The 16,049-nt window shown below is 72.4% G+C and carries 16 protein-coding genes; 8 read left to right on the top strand and 8 right to left on the bottom strand.

Features of this window, described 5'->3' with window-relative positions; genetic code table 11:
- A partial coding sequence (locus ACK4YQ_RS15220) for a hypothetical protein (protein ID WP_409612336.1) occupies positions 1-385 on the bottom strand: 385 nt, incomplete at its 3' end.
- Between the two features lie 14 nt (positions 386-399).
- Here ACK4YQ_RS15220 and ACK4YQ_RS15215 point away from each other — a divergent pair.
- Both ACK4YQ_RS15215 and pdeM read left to right on the top strand, forming a co-directional pair.
- On the top strand, positions 400-2,967 hold the full coding sequence (locus ACK4YQ_RS15215) for a ligase-associated DNA damage response DEXH box helicase (RefSeq protein WP_409612334.1): 2,568 nt from the start codon (positions 400-402) through the stop codon (positions 2,965-2,967).
- Positions 2,964-3,689, top strand: coding sequence for a ligase-associated DNA damage response endonuclease PdeM (pdeM, locus tag ACK4YQ_RS15210; protein WP_409612332.1), 726 nt, complete (start codon positions 2,964-2,966; stop codon positions 3,687-3,689). The genes ACK4YQ_RS15215 and pdeM overlap by 4 nt, the downstream gene beginning before the upstream one ends.
- Positions 3,690-3,771: 82 nt before the next feature.
- On the opposite strand, the gene ACK4YQ_RS15205 is transcribed toward pdeM, so the two are convergent.
- From ACK4YQ_RS15205 to ACK4YQ_RS15190, 4 genes are all read right to left on the bottom strand, one after another.
- Positions 3,772-4,215 carry a DUF3429 domain-containing protein gene (locus ACK4YQ_RS15205; RefSeq protein WP_409612330.1) on the bottom strand — a complete coding sequence of 148 codons (444 nt, stop codon included), beginning with the start codon at positions 4,213-4,215 and terminating at the stop codon, positions 3,772-3,774.
- A gap of 11 nt (positions 4,216-4,226) precedes the next feature.
- Entirely contained in the window at positions 4,227-5,012 is a 786-nt protein-coding gene (locus tag ACK4YQ_RS15200) for a TIGR02186 family protein (protein ID WP_409612329.1), read from the bottom strand.
- Positions 5,012-5,932: a sulfite exporter TauE/SafE family protein gene (locus ACK4YQ_RS15195; RefSeq protein ID WP_409612327.1), complete on the bottom strand. Its 921-nt coding sequence runs from the start codon at positions 5,930-5,932 to the stop codon at positions 5,012-5,014. The genes ACK4YQ_RS15200 and ACK4YQ_RS15195 overlap by 1 nt, the downstream gene beginning before the upstream one ends.
- A gap of 104 nt (positions 5,933-6,036) precedes the next feature.
- Positions 6,037-9,186, bottom strand: coding sequence for a peptidoglycan-binding protein (locus tag ACK4YQ_RS15190; protein WP_409612325.1), 3,150 nt, complete (start codon positions 9,184-9,186; stop codon positions 6,037-6,039).
- A 220-nt stretch (positions 9,187-9,406) separates the two neighbouring features.
- Here ACK4YQ_RS15190 and ACK4YQ_RS15185 point away from each other — a divergent pair, with 220 nt between their 5' ends.
- On the top strand, positions 9,407-9,613 hold the full coding sequence (locus tag ACK4YQ_RS15185) for a hypothetical protein (RefSeq protein ID WP_409612324.1): 207 nt from the start codon (positions 9,407-9,409) through the stop codon (positions 9,611-9,613).
- Between the two features lie 18 nt (positions 9,614-9,631).
- On the opposite strand, the gene ACK4YQ_RS15180 is transcribed toward ACK4YQ_RS15185, so the two are convergent.
- Complete coding sequence (locus tag ACK4YQ_RS15180) at positions 9,632-10,012, bottom strand: STAS domain-containing protein (RefSeq protein WP_409612322.1); 381 nt, start codon at positions 10,010-10,012, stop codon at positions 9,632-9,634.
- Positions 10,013-10,138: 126 nt separating this feature from the next.
- Between ACK4YQ_RS15180 and ACK4YQ_RS15175 the strand changes: the two genes are divergently transcribed.
- Together ACK4YQ_RS15175 and ACK4YQ_RS15170 are read left to right on the top strand one after the other, a co-directional pair.
- A complete protein-coding gene (locus ACK4YQ_RS15175) occupies positions 10,139-10,975 on the top strand; it encodes an SDR family oxidoreductase (protein WP_409612321.1) in 837 nt (278 codons plus the stop codon).
- A gap of 211 nt (positions 10,976-11,186) precedes the next feature.
- On the top strand, positions 11,187-11,501 hold the full coding sequence (locus ACK4YQ_RS15170; protein ID WP_409612319.1) for a hypothetical protein: 315 nt from the start codon (positions 11,187-11,189) through the stop codon (positions 11,499-11,501).
- Positions 11,502-11,538: 37 nt separating this feature from the next.
- On the opposite strand, the gene ACK4YQ_RS15165 is transcribed toward ACK4YQ_RS15170, so the two are convergent.
- Positions 11,539-11,835, bottom strand: a complete 297-nt coding sequence (locus ACK4YQ_RS15165) for a DUF1330 domain-containing protein (protein WP_409612317.1) — start codon at positions 11,833-11,835, stop codon at positions 11,539-11,541.
- A 173-nt stretch (positions 11,836-12,008) separates the two neighbouring features.
- Positions 12,009-13,580 carry a winged helix-turn-helix domain-containing protein gene (locus ACK4YQ_RS15160; protein WP_409612315.1) on the bottom strand — a complete coding sequence of 524 codons (1,572 nt, stop codon included), beginning with the start codon at positions 13,578-13,580 and terminating at the stop codon, positions 12,009-12,011.
- 152 nt (positions 13,581-13,732) lie between these two features.
- On the opposite strand from ACK4YQ_RS15160, the gene ACK4YQ_RS15155 reads away from it, so the two are divergent.
- Genes ACK4YQ_RS15155 through ACK4YQ_RS15145 form a run of 3 tightly spaced genes read left to right on the top strand, consistent with a single transcriptional unit; the run spans position 13,733 to position 16,004 of the window.
- Positions 13,733-14,752 (top strand): alpha/beta fold hydrolase, encoded by a 1,020-nt coding sequence (locus ACK4YQ_RS15155; protein WP_409612313.1) that lies wholly within the window; start codon positions 13,733-13,735, stop codon positions 14,750-14,752.
- 29 nt (positions 14,753-14,781) lie between these two features.
- Complete coding sequence (locus tag ACK4YQ_RS15150; RefSeq protein ID WP_409612312.1) at positions 14,782-15,012, top strand: SDR family NAD(P)-dependent oxidoreductase; 231 nt, start codon at positions 14,782-14,784, stop codon at positions 15,010-15,012.
- Positions 15,013-15,053: 41 nt separating this feature from the next.
- A complete protein-coding gene (locus ACK4YQ_RS15145) occupies positions 15,054-16,004 on the top strand; it encodes an alpha/beta hydrolase (protein ID WP_409612310.1) in 951 nt (316 codons plus the stop codon).
- Positions 16,005-16,049: the final 45 nt, after the last annotated feature.

The following is a 16,049-nucleotide window of genomic DNA, read 5'->3' as shown; positions in this document are numbered from 1 at the left end:
GGTCCAGGCGCGGCGGCGGGGCGACCTCGGGCGGCGCGACCGGCGCCGCGGCGGCCGGCTGCGGCCTCGGCGCGGGCGGCGGCTTCACCCGCGGCGGGTCGTAGCCGACGATCTCGTTGTCGCCCGAGCGGCGCCAGTAGCCCTGCGCGTCCTTGCAGGCCAGGATCTGGCCGCCCGGCGCGCTCTGCCAGCGGCAACCCGCCGGCGCCGGCTCGGCCGACGCCCCGGCGGCGGTGAACATGGCGGCGAACAGGCCGGCGGCCAAACCGGCGATCTGGGCCGGCGCCAACTTCCCAAGCATCACGCACCCCTTCGTGCCCGCCACGATCAGCGCGCGGTCAAGCTTGCGCGTCAAGTCCAGGCAGGCGAAACGGAACAGGAACATGCTAAAGGCCGTCCATGGCTCAAGACGCCGCCCCGCGCGCCGACCTCCTCCCGCCCCGCTTCGCGGCCTGGTTCGCCGACCGCGGCTGGAAGCCCCGCGCCCACCAGCTGGCCATGCTGGAAAAGGCCCGGGCCGGGCGCGACGCCCTGCTGATCGCCCCCACCGGCGGCGGCAAGACCCTGGCCGGCTTCCTGCCCAGCCTCGTCGAGCTGACCGAGCGGCCGCCGGCCAACGCCCCCCGCGGCCTGCACACCCTCTACATCTCCCCGCTGAAGGCGCTCGCCGTGGACGTCGAGCGCAACCTGATGGCGCCGATCCTCCAGATGGGCCTGCCGATCGTCGCCGAGAGCCGCACCGGCGACACCGGTGTGTCCCGCCGCCAGCGCCAGCGGGTCCGCGCGCCCGACATCCTGCTCACCACCCCCGAGCAGCTCGCCCTGTTCTGCGCCTGGGAGGGCGCGCGGGCCTATTTCGAGGGGCTGACGCGGGTGATCGTCGACGAGATCCACGCCATCCACTCCTCCAAGCGCGGCGACCTCCTGGCCCTGCATCTGGCGCGCCTGCAGACCTTCGCCCCGAATCTGCGCCGCGTCGGCCTCTCGGCCACCGTCGACGACCCTGACGTGATCCGCCGCTGGCTGGCCTTCGGCAGGGCGCAGGCCGCGCCCCAAGATCCTCCCCCCCTGGGGGAGGCGGCTCGGCGCGCCGGCGCCGAGACCGAGGGGGAGCATCTTGAAGCCGGACTTGCACCTCCCGAAACCTCCATCGACCTCGTCCGCGGTCCCGGCGGGGCGGCGCCGATCGTCGACATGCTGCTGTCCGAGGGCCGCGTGCCCTGGGCCGGCCACACCGCCCAGCACGCCATGGCCGAGGTCTACGCGGCCATCGGCAAGGCGCGGACGGCGCTCGTCTTCGTCAACACCCGCTTCCAGGCCGAGTTCGCCTTCCAGGAGCTCTGGCGCCTGAACGACGACAATCTCCCGATCGCCCTGCACCACGGCTCCCTCGCCGCCGAGCAGCGGCGCAAGGTGGAGGCGGCCATGGCCCGCGGCGAGCTGCGCGCCGTGGTCTGCACCTCCACCCTGGACCTGGGCATCGACTGGGGCGACGTCGACCTCGTCATCCAGCTCGCCTCGCCGAAGGGCGCCTCGCGCATGGTCCAGCGGATCGGCCGGGCCAACCACCGGCTGGACGAGCCGAGCCGGGCCCTCTTCGTGCCGGCCAACCGCTTCGAGATGCTGGAGTGCCAGGCCGCCCGCGAGGCCATCGCCGAGAACACCCTGGACGGCGATCCGCCCCGCGAGGGCGCGCTCGACGTGCTGGCCCAGCACGTCATGGGCTGCGCCTGCTCCGAGCCTTTCGAGGCCCTGGCCCTCTACGAGGAGATCACCTGCGCCGGCCCCTACCGCGACCTGGCCTGGGAGGACTTCGAGCAGGTCGTCGACTTCGTCTCCACCGGCGGCTACGCCCTGAAGACCTACGACCGCTTCCGCCGCATCGTGAAGACCCGCGAGGGGCCCTGGAAGGTGCGCGACGCCGCCGTCGCCCAGCGCCACCGCATGAACGTCGGCGCCATCGTCTCGCCCGCCGTGATGAACGTGCGCATCGCCATCGGCCGCTCCGCCCGACCCGGCCGCAAGATCGGCGAGGTCGAAGAGGGTTATCTGGAGATGCTGGAGCCCGGCGACACCTTCGTCTTCGCCGGCCAGGTCTGGAAGCTCGTCGCCATCACCGGCCTCGACGTGCTGGTCAGCCCGGCCGCCGACAAGGACCCCAAGATGCCCTCCTGGGGCGGCTCCAAGTTCGCCCTCTCCACCTTCCTGGCTGGCCGCGTGCGCCGCATGATGTCCGACCAGGAACACTGGAAGGTGCTGCCGGCGGACGTGCGCGAATGGCTGGAGATCCAGCGCGACCGCTCGGCCATCCCCGGCCCGGACGAGATGCTCCTGGAGACCTTTCCGAGGGGCAAGCGCTTCTTCATGGTCTGCTATCCCTTCGAGGGGCGGCTGGCCCACACCACCCTCGCCATGCTCCTCACCCGCCGGCTGGAGCGGGCCGGCGCCGCGCCCCTCGGCTTTGTCTGCAACGACTACGCGCTGACCATCTGGGCGCTGAAGCCCCTGGACGGCCTCGACTTCGCCGACCTGTTCGCACAGGACATGCTGGGCGACGATCTGGAGGACTGGCTCGCCGAAAGCTCGATGATGAAGCGCGCCTTCAAGGGCTGTGCGATCATCGCCGGACTTATCGAGCGCCGATTCCCCGGACAGCCGCAGAAGAGCGGCCGCCAGATCACCTTTTCGACGGACCTGATCTACGACGTGCTGCGCCGCCACCAGCCCGACCACCTCCTGCTCCGCTGCGCCCGGGCCGACGCCGCCGCCGGCCTGGTGGACGTGGCGCGCCTCGGCCAGATGCTCGCCCGCATCCGGGGGCGCATCCGCCATGTGGCCCTGGACCACCTGTCGCCGTTCTCGGTGCCGATGATGCTGGAGATCGGCAAGGAGCGGACCCCCGGCTCGGCCGCCGAGCTGATCCTGGCGGAGGCCGAGGCCGACCTGATCGCCGAGGCGACCGCATGAGCGCCGCCCATCTGCCCGCCCACGATCTGGCCCCGCTGGCCTGCGGCTCGCTGCGGGTGGCCCTCGCCGGCGGCGTCGCCGGCCTGCGGCCCTCCGGCGCCCTGTGGCTGGAGGACGCGGCCATGCTGGTGGTCGCCGACCTGCACCTGGAAAAGGGCAGCGCCTACGCCGCCCGCGGCCAGATGCTGCCGCCCTACGACACCGCCGACACCTTGCGCCGGCTGGAGGCGGAGGTGGCGGCGCTCGCGCCGCGCACCCTGGTCTTCCTCGGCGACACCTTCCACGACCGCCGCGCCGAGGACCGCCTGGCGGCCGACGACGCCGCCCGCCTCGCCGCCCTGGCCCGCGGGCGCGACCTGGTCTGGGTGGTCGGCAATCACGACGCCGACGGCCCCCGCGGCCTGCCGGGCGAGGTCGCCGACGAGATCGCCGTGGGCCCGTTCGTCCTGCGCCACGAACCGCAGCCCGGCCCCCAGGGGGGCGAGGTCTCCGGCCACCTGCACCCATGCGCCCGGGTGCGGGCCAGCCGCGGCAGCGTGCGGCGCCGCTGCTTCGTCACCGACGGCGCGCGCCTGATCCTGCCGGCTTTCGGCGCCTACGCCGGCGGGCTCAACGTCCGTGACGCCGCCTTCGCCGGCCTGTTCGTGCGCCAGCCCATCGTCGGCGCCCTGGGCGCCGGCCGGGTCCACGCCGTCGGCTGGCGCTCCCTCGGCCCCGACTAGGCCCTCGCGGCCAGGGCCTGGACCTCGGCCCGCCGCCAGCCGCCGAACGCCCCGGGCCAGCTCACCGCCCCCACCGCGGCGCCTAAAGCCGCAACGCCTTTTCCAGCACCATCGCCAGCGACACGCACGCCCCCAGCGTCAGGGTGGTCATCAGCCGCGGCCAGCGCGCCGGCACGTCCGGCGCGGAGTGGTCGAACAGCCACTGCAGCAGGAAGGCCGCCAGAAAGCCCGTCAGCTCCCATTGCGCCGGGATCGCCTCGCGCCCCAGGAACAGGATCCAGGCCGCCACCGGCGAGATCACCGACACCGCCAGCCGGGTCCAGCGCGGCGCCGCGCGTCCCGTCTCCAGCCCCCAGCGCACCCCGCCCAGGAACGCCAGCACCACCGCCGACCAGGTCAGCAGCACCGCCAGGGCCATGGGCGCCTGCGCCGCCGGGCCGAAGGCGTAGGCCACGGCGGCGGCGGGGAACGGGGCCAGCGCCAAGAGCGCGATGATCCAGAGCGGCAACGGCGCCCGGCCGGTCATTTCCATGCGCCTCAAGACCTCCGGAAGGCGACCGAAGCGGCCCAGCCTGCGCCCAGCGCAATCACCACGGAAGCTAGGCCGTACAACCATGGCCTGCGATGGGCGAAAAGGTAAAGAGCCCGTTCAATACCCACCTTCTCCACCACCAGGCTGCGGGTGCGCCGATAGACGGCCTCGCCGCCCTGGAACAGGATGATCTCGGTCGTGTAGACGCCGATCGGCGCCTCGGTCGGCAGGTCGATCTCGGCGCGGAACAGGTCCCGGTCGACGAACCGCACGCCCGAGCTGTCGGCGTCGTAGAGCCCAGCCTTCTCCTTCAGCCGCACCACCGCCCGCCGCCAGTCCAGGTAGTCCGCCCCCAGGCGGCTGACCACCACGTCGCGCACCCCGTAGCGGGTCTCCACCTGCTGCTCCATCGGCGCGTTGATCGCCAGGTGGTCCACCCCTGCCCCCAGCCGGCGAAGCGTGCCGAAGTCGGCGATCTCGTCCAGCGGCCGGGTGGAGGCGGCCATGTAGAAGCCCGGCGCGCCCTGGAACACCACCGGGCGGCTGTTGATCCACAGCCCCGCCACCCGGGTCTTGCGCGCCATCCGCACCGGCTGGTCCGGGCCGCGCACGATCACCACCACGTCGCTCGGCTTGTCAGTGGGGTCGAGCACCGCCCCGTAGAGCACGATGCGCGCCCCCGTGAAGCTGGAGGTCACCCGCACCCGCGTCTCGGTCAGGGCGGCCGAGATCGCGGGGGCCTGGACCACGCTGGCCGGCGGCAGGTCGGTGGGGGGCAGGTCGGTCGCCATCAGCCGCCTCCCGAGACCATCACGAACGGCTCCTCGGGGCGCACGAACAGCCCCAGGCCCATCTGCAGGCCCATGAACAGCACGATCAGCCCGAGCAGGGCGCGCAGCTCCTCGGCCCGGAAACGGGCGCTGGCCTTGGCTCCCAGTTGCGCCCCCAGCACCCCGCCGACCAGCAGCAGGGTCGCCAGCACGATGTCCACCGACTGGTTGCGCCCGGCCTGCAACACGCTGGTCAGCGACGTGGTGATGATGATCTGGAACAGGCTCGTGCCCACCACCACCCCGGCGGGCATGCGCAGGATGTAGACCATCGCCGGCACCAGGATGAAGCCGCCGCCCACGCCCATGATCGCCGACAGAATCCCGACGAACAGGCCCAGGATCACCGGCGGGATGATGCTGATGTAGAGCCGCGAGCGCGGAAACCGCACCTTGAACGGCAGGCCGTACAGCCACACCGGGCGCCTGTCGCGCCGCGGCGCCGGCGTCTCCCCGCGCCGCCGGCGCAGGATCGCGCCCAGGGATTCGGTCAGCATCAGTCCGCCGATCACCCCCAGGAACAGGAGGTAGGAGAGCGAGACCACCAGGTCCGCCTGGCCCAGCAGGCGCAGCCAGCGGAACACCTCGACGCCGATGAACGAGCCCACCGCCCCGCCGGCCGCCAGCACCCCGCCCATGCGGAAGTCCACCGCCCGGCGGCGTCCGTAGGCGATCACGCTGGACATGGACGAGGCGGCCACGTGGTTGGCCTCGCTGGCCACCGCCACCACCGGGGGGATGCCCAGGAACACCAGAACCGGCGTCATCAGGAAGCCGCCGCCGATGCCGAACAGGCCTGAAATGAACCCGACCGCCGCCCCCAGGACCACCAGCAGCGGTCCGTTCACCGACACCTCGGCGATGGGAAGGTAGAAGTCCAAGCCTCAGCGCCCTCGATCGATCGTCCGGCGTCCGCTCCGGCCCGGCCGGCCGTGAGGCGCGCCCGGCGCGGTCGCGTCGGAACTCGCCCACGGCGCCGCGGAAGTCAACGCGTGAAGACGGACAGACGCGAGACGGTGGTGCTGTCGAGCGAACCTGTGGCCGCCAGGCCCTGGTCGCGCTGGTAGGCGGCGATCGCCAGGCGCAGCGCGGGCGAGGATTCCCCGTTCGACGGGCCCTGGTAGTAGCCGAGCTTGGAGAGCGCCCGCTGGGCGGTGGACACCGCGCTGTCGGCCGACGCCAGGCCCGTCGCCCCCGGCGCCGCGGGGCGGAAGCCCACCGCCGCCCGTTCGGCCACCGTGCGCGCCTCCGACGACAGCTCGGACTTCACCCGCTCCGCGCCCAGCCGCGACTCGGCGTCCCCCGACCGCCCGGCGATCAGGAACCACTTGTAGGCCTCGGCCGGGTTCTGGCTGACGCCGAGGCCTTCCTCGTAGAGACGCGCCAGGTTGTACTGGCTGTCGACCAGCCCCTGCTCGGCCGCCCGGCGGAACCACTGGGCCGCGGTGGTGGAGTTCTTCGGGCCGCCCTCGCCGTTGAAGTAGTAAAGCGCCACATTGTGCATGGCGCGCCGGTCGCCGCCCTCGGCCGCGCGCTCGGTCCAGCGCCGGGCCTCGGCCAGGTCCTTCTTCACGCCGAAGCGGCCGGCCTCATAGAGCTTGCCCAGGTAGAGCTGCGCCGGGGCATGGCCCAGGTTGGCGGCCTTCTTCAGGTCCTCCAGCGCCCCCGCCTCGCCGGCCTCCAGGCCGCGCACGGCCTCGGCGTAGAGGGCTTCCAGATCGGGGCCGGAGACGTCCTGTCCGAACAGGCGCGCGTCCGCCGGCTCGCCCAGGGCCGCGGTGGCTTCCGGCGCCAGCGCCACCGAGGCGCGGGGCGTTTCGGTCAGGCCCTCGATCTCGCCGCCTTCGGCCAGGGCCTGGGAATTGGCCACCCGCGGCGGCGTCTCGCCCCCCGGCTGGCCGCTCATCAGCGCGATGCCGCCGGCCGCCAGGCCGAGCGCCGCCGCCCCGCCGGACACCAGCAGGAAGGTCTGCAGCGTGCCGCCCGCCCGGCGCTTGGGCCGCGACAGGCCGAAGCTCGAGAACAGCGGCCGCGCCTCGGACGCGCCGTTGCCGTTGCGGGCCTTCTTCTTGGCGTCGCCGTTCTGCGCCGCGGCGCGCGCCGCCGCGCGGGCCTGCTCGACCACCTCGCGGGTGGTCAGCGGCCGCTGGGCCGCCGCATCAGGCTCCTCGGCCGCGCTTTCGGCGGCCGACTCGAAGAGGTCGTCGTCGGCGTAGTCGCGGGCGTCCTCGGCGTCCGCTTCGGCCGCCAGGAAGGCCGGCTCGGATTCGGACGGGGGCTCGGCCTCCGCGGGCTCGGCGAAGCTGTCGGCCGGGTCCAGCGCCAGGGGCGCGGCCGCCTCGACGGTCTCGTCGGCCGCCTGGGCCGCCTCATCCGCCGACGCCTCGAAGACGTCCTCAGCCTCGAAGTCCTCCGCCTCGAAGGCGTCGGCCTTGAAGGTGTCGGCCTCGAACGTGTCAGTCGGGGTCTCGGCTTCCGGTTCGGCCTCGACGACCGGCGCGGCCGGCTCGTCCATGGCCAGGCTCGGCGCGGCCGGCGCGGCGGCCGGGAAGGCGCGCGACAGGAAGGCGGCCGGGGAGTCGGGCGGCCCCGCCTCGGCCTCGCCCTCCACCTCTGGGAAGCCGGCGAACGGGTCGTCGATCGGCGCGGACGGCTCCCGGCGGGCCGGGAAACTGGAAGCCTCGTACTCGGCGACGGGCGGCGTCGCCGGGAGCGGGGCCGCCGGCGCCTCGAGCGGCGGCGCGGCCCGCTGGGCCTCGGCCAGGCGCTGGTCGATCCGCTCGCGCGCCTCGCTCAGCAGGCGCGCGGTGCGCTCCTCGCTTTGTCGGATGCGCTCGGCCAGCTCGCCCGAGGCCTGTTCGGCCCGCTGGCTGATGCGGTCCGACACGCGGGTCACCTGCTCGCCGATGTCGTCAATGGCCTGGGCCGAGCGGCGCTCGGCGTTGGCGATCCGCTCGCTCAGCCGCTCGGTGATGCGCGAGATCTCCGCGCCCAGCTTCTCCAGCGCCTCGGCGTGGACCGAGTCCGAGCGTGTCAGGCGCGAATCGACCGTCTGGGCGATCCGCTCCATCTCGCCGCTGACCTTCTCGATCGCCTCGGCGCTGCGGGTCTCGGCGGTCTGCACCCGCCGGTTCAGCACCTCGGCGACGTTCAGCACCTCGCGGCCCATCTGCTCGATGGCCCGGGCGGAGCGCTGCTCGGCCTGGCTCACGTGCTGGGACATCTCGCCCAGGGTCCGCTCCATGCGGTCGAACCGGGCGTCGGCGCCGGCGCTCAGCTTCTCGGCGATCTCGGCGCGGGCCGCCTCCAGCCGCCCGGTCAGGGTCTCGGCCAGGGCCTCCAGCCGCTGCTCGATCACCGGCGCGCCGCCATCCTCCACCGACTGCAGGCGCCGGTCCAGCACGGCCAGCGACTGGCGCAGGCTCTCGATGGCCTCGGCCGTGCGGCCCTCGGCCTCGGCCAGGCGCTCGCCCACGCGGGTCACGACCTGATCGATCAGTTCGGCGTCGCCTTCAGCCGCCTCGATCCTGGCGATCCGCGCCTCGACCTCGGCCAGCACCTCGCTGGTGCGGCTCTCGCCCTCGTGCACCTGGCCGGCGATCTTGGTGATGGCGTTTTCCAGGGCGCGCAGCGCCTCGCTGGAGCGCGGCCCGGCGGTCTGCTCCTCAATCTTGCGCAGCCGCTCGGCCAGGCTGGTCTGGGCCGACTTCGCCGTCTGGGCGGTCTCCACGGCCGCCTCGAGCTTGCCCGTCACGCTGGCCTGGGCCTTCTCGGCCGCCTCGATCCGCGCCAGCGCCGAGCGCACCGACTGCTCGACGCCGCTCACCGCCTGGCCCGTGCGCGCCTCGGCGCTTTCGATGCGGGTGGTCAGCCGCTCCAGCAGTCCCGCCATCCGCTCGACGTAGTCGGCGGGATGCTCGGGCGCCTCGTAGCGCGCCGGCGGCGGCTGCGGCGCACGCGCCGGCCGATCGGAAAAGAAGGACTCCGAGGTGACTTCCTCGGGTCCGTCGTCCTGCAGGATGACCTGGTTGAGCCACTCGCCGAGCGTCATGCCGGAACGCCGGGCAAGATCCTTGGCGACCTCTCGGGCCTTAGGGTCGATCCCTTTGACGCTCCAGGGCGCCCCCGACGTCATATCGAATCTCTCCAACCACCCCTCGCCGACGCTAACCACCGATTCCTAGGGTGTAAACGCGCCGGTAACGCTATATCTTGCGTCCCGGGCGATCATCTGTGGATGAGGCGCACGTCTTCGAGATTCCCGCATAAACAATGCGACTTATGGTTAAGGGCGGATTAACCGGCCCCGCGCCGCACGTCTGGCCTGCGCCGCGCCGGTGATGTAGGCGAGGCCGATGGACCTTCACCTCACCCTGGCCCTGGCCGCCCTGGCGCTGGCCGTCGCGGTGTTCAGCGGCTGGCGCGGCGCGCGCCCGCCCAACCCCCACAAGGGGCCGCGCCTGGCCCCCTGGCGGTTCATCATGGTCACCAGCGCCACGGTCCTGCTGCTGCTCCTGGTCCACGCCGTCAACCTCCTGGGCGTGACGACCGGCCGCCGGTGACGGCCCGCGGCGCGGCCCTCAGTGGGCGCCCGCCGCGGCCGGCAGGTGGGTCTTGTCGTGCCGGCCCACCTGCTGAACCAGGGAGGCCTCGGCCTCGGTCATGCCGGTGACGACCACCTCCGCCCCCTGGCGGCGATAGCGGAACACCACCTTGTCCACGGCGGCCAGGTCCCAAAGGTGCGCCTGCGACAGGTCGATGTGCACCCGCCGCGGATGGTCGTGGTGCTCGAAGCCGGCGGCGAAGAAGTCGGCCGAGGCGAAGAACAGCTGACCCGTGACCCTGTAGCTCAGCTCCCCTTCCGGAGCCTCCACCTCCTCCACGCGGATCGTCTTGCCCACCCGGCGCATGAAGAACACCGCGCTCAGCAGCACGCCCTTGGACAGGTCATGCGTGGCCACCAAGCGCCGATCGCCTCCGGCCGATCGGCCGCCGCCTCAAACCTTCGGCTCGCCCCTCGCCTTACGCGGCGGAGGTGGCGCTAGGCTCCGGCCCAGGCCGGCGAAGAGGCCCAGGAGGACCCGACCATGAGCGACCACATCACGGGCAAGACCATCGTCATCACCGGCGCCGGCGGCGGCTTCGGCCGCCTGGTGGCCCAGAAGGCGGCGGCGCGGGGGGCGCAGGTCACCTGCGGCGACATCGATGCGCACGCGGTGCGCGAGACGGCCGAGGGCATCCTCGCCGCCGGCGGCCAGGCCCAGGCGCTTGCCGCCGACGTCACCCGGCTGGAGGACATGACCGCCCTCGTCCAGGCCAGCGTCTCGGCCTACGGCGGCGTCGACGTGATGGTCAACAACGCCGGCGTCATGCCCCTGGCCTTCTTCTCCGACCATGCGGCCGCCTACGCCGCCTGGGTCCGCTGCATCGACATCAACATCAAGGGGGTCCTGAACGGCATGGTCGCCGCCTACGACCCGATGATCGCGGCGGGCCGCGGCCAGATCGTCAACATCTCCTCGATCTACGGCAACTTTCCGGTGGTGGGCGCGGCGGTCTACGGCGCCAGCAAGGCGGCCGTGAACGTGCTGTCGGAATCGTTCCGCATGGAGACCCGCGGCCGGATCAAGGTCACCACCGTCAAGCCCACCGGCGTGCCCGCCACGGGTCTGGCCGGCGCCATCGTCAACCCCGCCGCCGTCGTCGGCATCGTCGGCCACAACATGGCCGATTTCACGCAGGCGATGAGCGCCATGGGCGAAGGCGATCTGGCCGGCGGCCGGCTCGATCCCGAAGAGATGGACTATGTGGCCCTCGCGCCCGAGCACATCGCCGACGCCGTCATCCACGCCATCGACCAGCCCTGGGGCGTCTCGATCGGGGACATCACCGTCCGCGCCGCTGGCGACCACTACATCCTCTAGGCGGGGCCGCGTCAGGATGGCCGCCGCCCGGCGCTCCCTCGCCCTAAAGCCCGACCGTCCCCCCGGCATGGCCCTTGCGTCGCAAACGCCGACCGACACCTCCGAGGCAGGGCCGATCATGACGACCATAGCCGCAACGCCTTACGCCGCCGCCCCTCAGCGCCGTGCCGGCGTCGACCGCCCGGTCGCGGGGGCAGGTTTTGCCGGCCATTTGGCGCCGGCCGGCGGCCAGTCGGGCGCGACGCCGCCCGGCCGGCTGCAGGCCCTTCAGGCGGAACTCGCCGAGCTTGAGAGCCGGCAGTCGAGCCTGCCGGTCAGGGACTTCCTCCACGCCAGCTTCACCCTGAAGGAACAGATCACCACCGAACGCGTCGCCGCCGGGGAGGACCTCGACGTGATCGGCGTGCAGTTCGCCGGCCAGGTCTACCGGCTCGGCGGCCGGTTCCTCGGCGGCCTGTCGGAACTGGCCGAGACGGGCGAGGTCCGGACCGTGCAGCTCGCCCGCCCCCGGGGCGTCCTGGCCTGACGGGCCCGCCCGCCGATCCCTGTCCGCGCGCGCAGGCTCAGGCCGCGTCCTCCCCGTCCACCAGGACGAGGCGGCTGGTCGTCGAGCGATGGCGACGCGCAAACAGCGGCTGGGCCTCCGGGTCGGACAGGAACGCCTGCGCATGCCCGCGCGACGGGAACTCCAGGATCACGAGGCGCTGGAGCGGCCACTCGCCCTCCAGCACCACCGGGTCGGCGCCCCTGGAGGCGTAGCGGCCGCCGTGCTTGGCGATGAAGGCGGGGATCGCCTCGACGTAGGGAAGGAAGTCCCTGAGGTCGTGCACCGTCAGGTCGAGCACCAGATAGGCCGTCAATTCCGCCTCCGCTCCGCACGCCGGCTTCGCTGCAAGGCGCGGAATGCGCCAGGCGCGGAGCCTGAGATCGCCCCGGGGACACGATGTTCGCGCGGCTCGGCACAGGCAAGTGAGCCCGCAGGAAGGCGACCCCGCGGCCGGCCGCCACCGATTCCGCTGAACAGGCCGCGGCTTCAGGCCGGCAGCCCAGCCTCTCTCAGCGCCTCGGCGTAGGCCTGCCTCATGCTGGCGACAGGAACGGGAATGCGCGCGAAGAAGCCGGAGATGGTGAGCTCGGGCTCGACCGCCAGCAGTTCCTGCACGACCGCTCTCGCGCGTTGCGGCTGACCCAGCTTCACCAGAGACACGGCGGCGACGCGCAGGGCCACGGCGAAGCGGCGGTTCTGGGCGAGCGCCTGCTCGGCCCACCTCAGCGCCGCAGCGTAGTCCTCCTCGATCATCGAGGTGATCGCCATCGCGCCCGACATCAGCCAGGCGCGCGGATCCCGCGGGCTCAGGCGCAGGGCTCGGGCGACCATCTCCCGGCCAGCGGCGGGGCGCCCACACATGGCCTCGATCCAGCCGGCCAGGGTCAGCGCCATGCCGGAATTCGGATTGATCGCCAGCGAACGGGCGAACAGGTCCCTGGCTCGCTCGCGATCCACCTCGTCCATGTTCCAGATGGCGAAGGCGGCCATCCAGAGCACCTGGGCTTCGTTCGGCGCCAGCTCGACGGCCCGCCACGCCAGGCGCACCGCCTCGGATCTTTCGGCTGCGCCCTGCTCCGTCCATCCCTGGAAGTGGTGCTGGGCGAGGCAGAAGGCGGCGGCGGCCATCGCCGGCGCATAGGCCGGATCCAGGACCAGCGCCTGCTCCAGGCTGGCGAGCGCGGCGTCCGTGCCCGTCGCGGTGAACTCCGAAAGGTGCGCCCGCGCGCGCAAGAGGAGATCGTAGGCGTCCAGCCGCGCCGGAGCCTCGCGCCGCAGCCGCCCGATCTCGGCCAGTTCCAGGTTGGGCTCGATCGCGGCGGCGACGCTTTCGGCGACCAGGTCCTGCAAGGCGAACACATCCTGGGCGTCGCCCTCGAAGCGGTCCGCCCACAGATGCGCGCCGGTGACGGCGTCGATCAGCTGTCCGGTGATGCGCAGGCGGCCGCCGCCCCTGCGCACGGAGCCCTCGACGACATAGTCGACGCCCAGTTCCCGCCCGATCTGCCGCACGTCGGCCGGCTTGCCCTTGTAGGCGAAGGAGGAATTTCGCGAGATCACGAACAGACCGCTGCTGCGGGACAGCGCGGTGATGATTTCCTCGGTGACGCCGTCGGCGAAATAGTCCTCGTCGGGCTTGCCGCCGATGCCGGCGAAGGGCAGCACCGCGACGGACGGCGTGCGCGGCGCGCCCCGGAGCAGGAGCGCCTCGGGGGCAGCTCCGGTCCGCGCCTCGGGCGCTGGTCCATCCACTTGGCGCACCTCCGCGACGAACCTCACGCCTTTGCGCGGAAAGGTGCGGACCATGCGTTGCTCCGCGCCGGTGTCGCCCAGGGCGGCGCGCACGGCGTTGAGGCGGCTGCTCAGCGTCGCCTCCGACACGATGCGGCCCTGCCAGACGACGTCCAGCAGGTCGTCACGGCTGACCACGCGGTCTCGCTCCTCGACGAGGAAGGTCAGGAGGTCGAAGACCTGCGGCTCAAGCGCGATTGACCGGTCTTTGCGGCGCAGTTCCCGGCGCGCCGTGTCGAGGGTGAAGGTGTCGAACTGATAGATCACGGCGCCGCCGAGGGTGGAGCCCCAAAGCCTAGCATCGACCGCGGCGGGTCGAAAATCAGGGTGATCTGAAGGTCGCCTGAAGGCCACCTGAAAGCGAGGCCCGCGCCGGCGTGACAAGCTCGGAGCATCGAGATTGCAGCGCGAGGTTCGCTATGAATACGAAGACCATCGACCAGGGCCGTCGCCGTCTGCTCGCGGCCGCGACCCTTGGCGTGGCGGCCGCCCAGCTTGGAGCGGAGCGGACGCAGGCTGCGCCGTCGCAGGGCGCGGGCGAGTTCCCGCAACCGCTGCGGCGGATCAAGGCCGGCGTGCTCGAGGTGAGCTACGCAGAGATGGGCAAGCCCGACGCGCCCGTCGTCATCCTGCTGCACGGCTGGCCGTACGACATCCACAGCTATGTCGAGGCCTCGGCTGAGCTCGCCGCGGCGGGACACCGGGTGATCGTGCCCTACTTGCGCGGCTATGGAGCGACCCGCTTCCTGTCCGACGCCACGGTTCGCAACGGGCAGCAATCGGTCTTCGCCGTCGACGCCATCGCCCTGATGGACGCCCTTTCGATCCGCCAGGCGATCTTCGGCGGGTTCGACTGGGGCGCGCGCACGGCCGACATCGTCGCGGCCCTGTGGCCGGAACGGTGCAAGGGCCTGGTTTCGGTCAGCGGATATCTGATCGGCAGCCAGGAAGCCAACAAAGCCCCCTTGCCGCCCCAGGCTGAACTCGCCTGGTGGTACCAGTTCTACTTCGCCACCAACCGCGGCCGGGCGGGCTACGACAGGTACTGCAAGGATTTCGCGCGGCTGATCTGGAAGACCGCCTCGCCGCGCTGGGCGTTCGACGAGGCCGCCTTCGAGCGCAGCGCACGGGCGCTGGAAAACCCCGACCACGTCAACATCACGGTCAACAACTATCGCTGGCGCCTCGGCCTGGCCGAGGGCGAGCGCCAGTACAGCGCCCTCGAACAGCGGCTCGCCCAAGCGCCGGTGATCCACGTTCCGACCATCACCTTGGAGGGCGATGCGAACGGAGCCCCGCACCCGGAGCCCGCCGCCTACGCCAAGAAGTTCGCCGGCCCCTATGCGCATCGGCTGGTGCGGGGCGGCGTCGGCCACAACCTGCCCCAGGAAGCCCCACGCGCGTTCGCCCGCGCGATCCTCGACGTCGCGGCGCTCTGAAATCGACCCAGGCGCAGGAGAAAACGACGATGAGGAAGAGATGGCTGGTTACGGGCGCCTCCCGAGGACTGGGCCGGGCGCTCGCCGAGGCGGCGCTGGAGGCGGGACATCAGGTGGTCGCCGGCGCGCTCGATCCGCGGGCGCCGGCGGATCTGGCCGAATCCTGTGGCGCGGCCCGGGCCGCGGCGGACCAGGGCCGGCTCGCGCAGCTGGATCGATGGCGCGAGCTCAGCCGCTCGACGGACTACCCCACAAGCTGAAGCCCTCGGCGTCCCGCTTGCCTGCGAAAAGGAGAACGACCATGAGAACCGACGTAAGCTTCGAGAGCGCGGGCCTGCGGCTCGCCGGCCATCTCCACCTGCCGGAGCCAGGCGACGGACCGGCGCGTCCCGCCGTCGTCGTCGGTCACCCGGGCGCAGGCGTCAAGGAGCAGGCCGCCGGCCTCTATGCCCGCCGACTCGCCGACCAGGGCTTCATCGCCCTCGCCTTCGACGCCGCCTTCCAGGGCGAGAGCGAGGGCGAGCCGCGCGGCCTGGAAGACCCTGCGCACCGGGTGGAGGACCTCAAGGCCGCCGTCTCCTTCCTCAGCGTCCATCCCGCCGTCGACCCTCTCCGGATCGGCGTCCTTGGCCTCTGCGCCTCGGGAGGCTATGCGGCCGCGGCGGTCGCGACGGACCATCGAATCCGCGCGGTGGCCACGGTGAGCGGGGTCGACGTCGGCCGTCAGTTCCGCAATGGGCCCGACGGCGCCCAGCCGCCGGGTGTGATCCAGCAGATGATCGCCCAGGCCTCGGCCGCTCGCACGCAGCAGGCGCGTGGCGAGCCCGCCGGGGCGCTCGCCATCTTCCCGACGGACGCGGAGCAAGCTCGCGCCGCCGGGCCGCACGCCTTCGAAGGCTATGACTACTACCGCACGGCCCGCGGCGAGCATCCGCGCGCAGCGAGCGCCTTCGCTTGGCCGAGCGTGGACCGCATCGCCGGCTTCGACGCGTTCCGCTTCATCGATCTGATCGCGCCGCGTCCGCTGCTGCTCATCGCCGGAAGCCGCGCCGTTACGGCCTGGATGGCGAGCGAGGCCTACATCCTCGCACGCGAACCCAAGGAGCTGGTCTGGATCGAAGGCGCCAGCCACGTCGACCTCTACGATCGCGACCCCTTCGTGAGCGAGGCGATCGGCAAGCTGGCGGGCTTCTTCCGCCGAGCCCTCCAAGGTTCCTCAGGCGAGACGCCAGATTCCATCCAGCCGGCGTAGCGGCTTCCCCGCGCGCGAACGTCCGCGCGTTGGACGGGTAGCCTC

The organism is Phenylobacterium sp., assembly GCF_046291545.1.
Lineage (GTDB): Bacteria > Pseudomonadota > Alphaproteobacteria > Caulobacterales > Caulobacteraceae > Phenylobacterium.
Note: the sequence above shows the minus strand (reverse complement) of the source record. Positions and strands in the feature narration are given on the sequence as shown.

What these genes read in the sequence shown, in the direction of transcription:
- ACK4YQ_RS15215 (WP_409612334.1), top strand. Translation starts at nt 400, where the DNA reads ATGGCTCAAGACGCCGCCCCGCGCGCCGACCTCCTCCCGCCCCGCTTC.
- pdeM (WP_409612332.1), top strand. Translation starts at nt 2,964, where the DNA reads ATGAGCGCCGCCCATCTGCCCGCCCACGATCTGGCCCCGCTGGCCTGC.
- ACK4YQ_RS15205 (WP_409612330.1), bottom strand. Translation starts at nt 4,215, where the DNA reads ATGACCGGCCGGGCGCCGTTGCCGCTCTGGATCATCGCGCTCTTGGCG.
- ACK4YQ_RS15200 (WP_409612329.1), bottom strand. Translation starts at nt 5,012, where the DNA reads ATGGCGACCGACCTGCCCCCCACCGACCTGCCGCCGGCCAGCGTGGTC.
- ACK4YQ_RS15190 (WP_409612325.1), bottom strand. Translation starts at nt 9,186, where the DNA reads ATGACGTCGGGGGCGCCCTGGAGCGTCAAAGGGATCGACCCTAAGGCC.
- ACK4YQ_RS15185 (WP_409612324.1), top strand. Translation starts at nt 9,407, where the DNA reads ATGGACCTTCACCTCACCCTGGCCCTGGCCGCCCTGGCGCTGGCCGTC.
- ACK4YQ_RS15175 (WP_409612321.1), top strand. Translation starts at nt 10,139, where the DNA reads ATGAGCGACCACATCACGGGCAAGACCATCGTCATCACCGGCGCCGGC.
- ACK4YQ_RS15155 (WP_409612313.1), top strand. Translation starts at nt 13,733, where the DNA reads ATGAATACGAAGACCATCGACCAGGGCCGTCGCCGTCTGCTCGCGGCC.
- ACK4YQ_RS15150 (WP_409612312.1), top strand. Translation starts at nt 14,782, where the DNA reads ATGAGGAAGAGATGGCTGGTTACGGGCGCCTCCCGAGGACTGGGCCGG.
- ACK4YQ_RS15145 (WP_409612310.1), top strand. Translation starts at nt 15,054, where the DNA reads ATGAGAACCGACGTAAGCTTCGAGAGCGCGGGCCTGCGGCTCGCCGGC.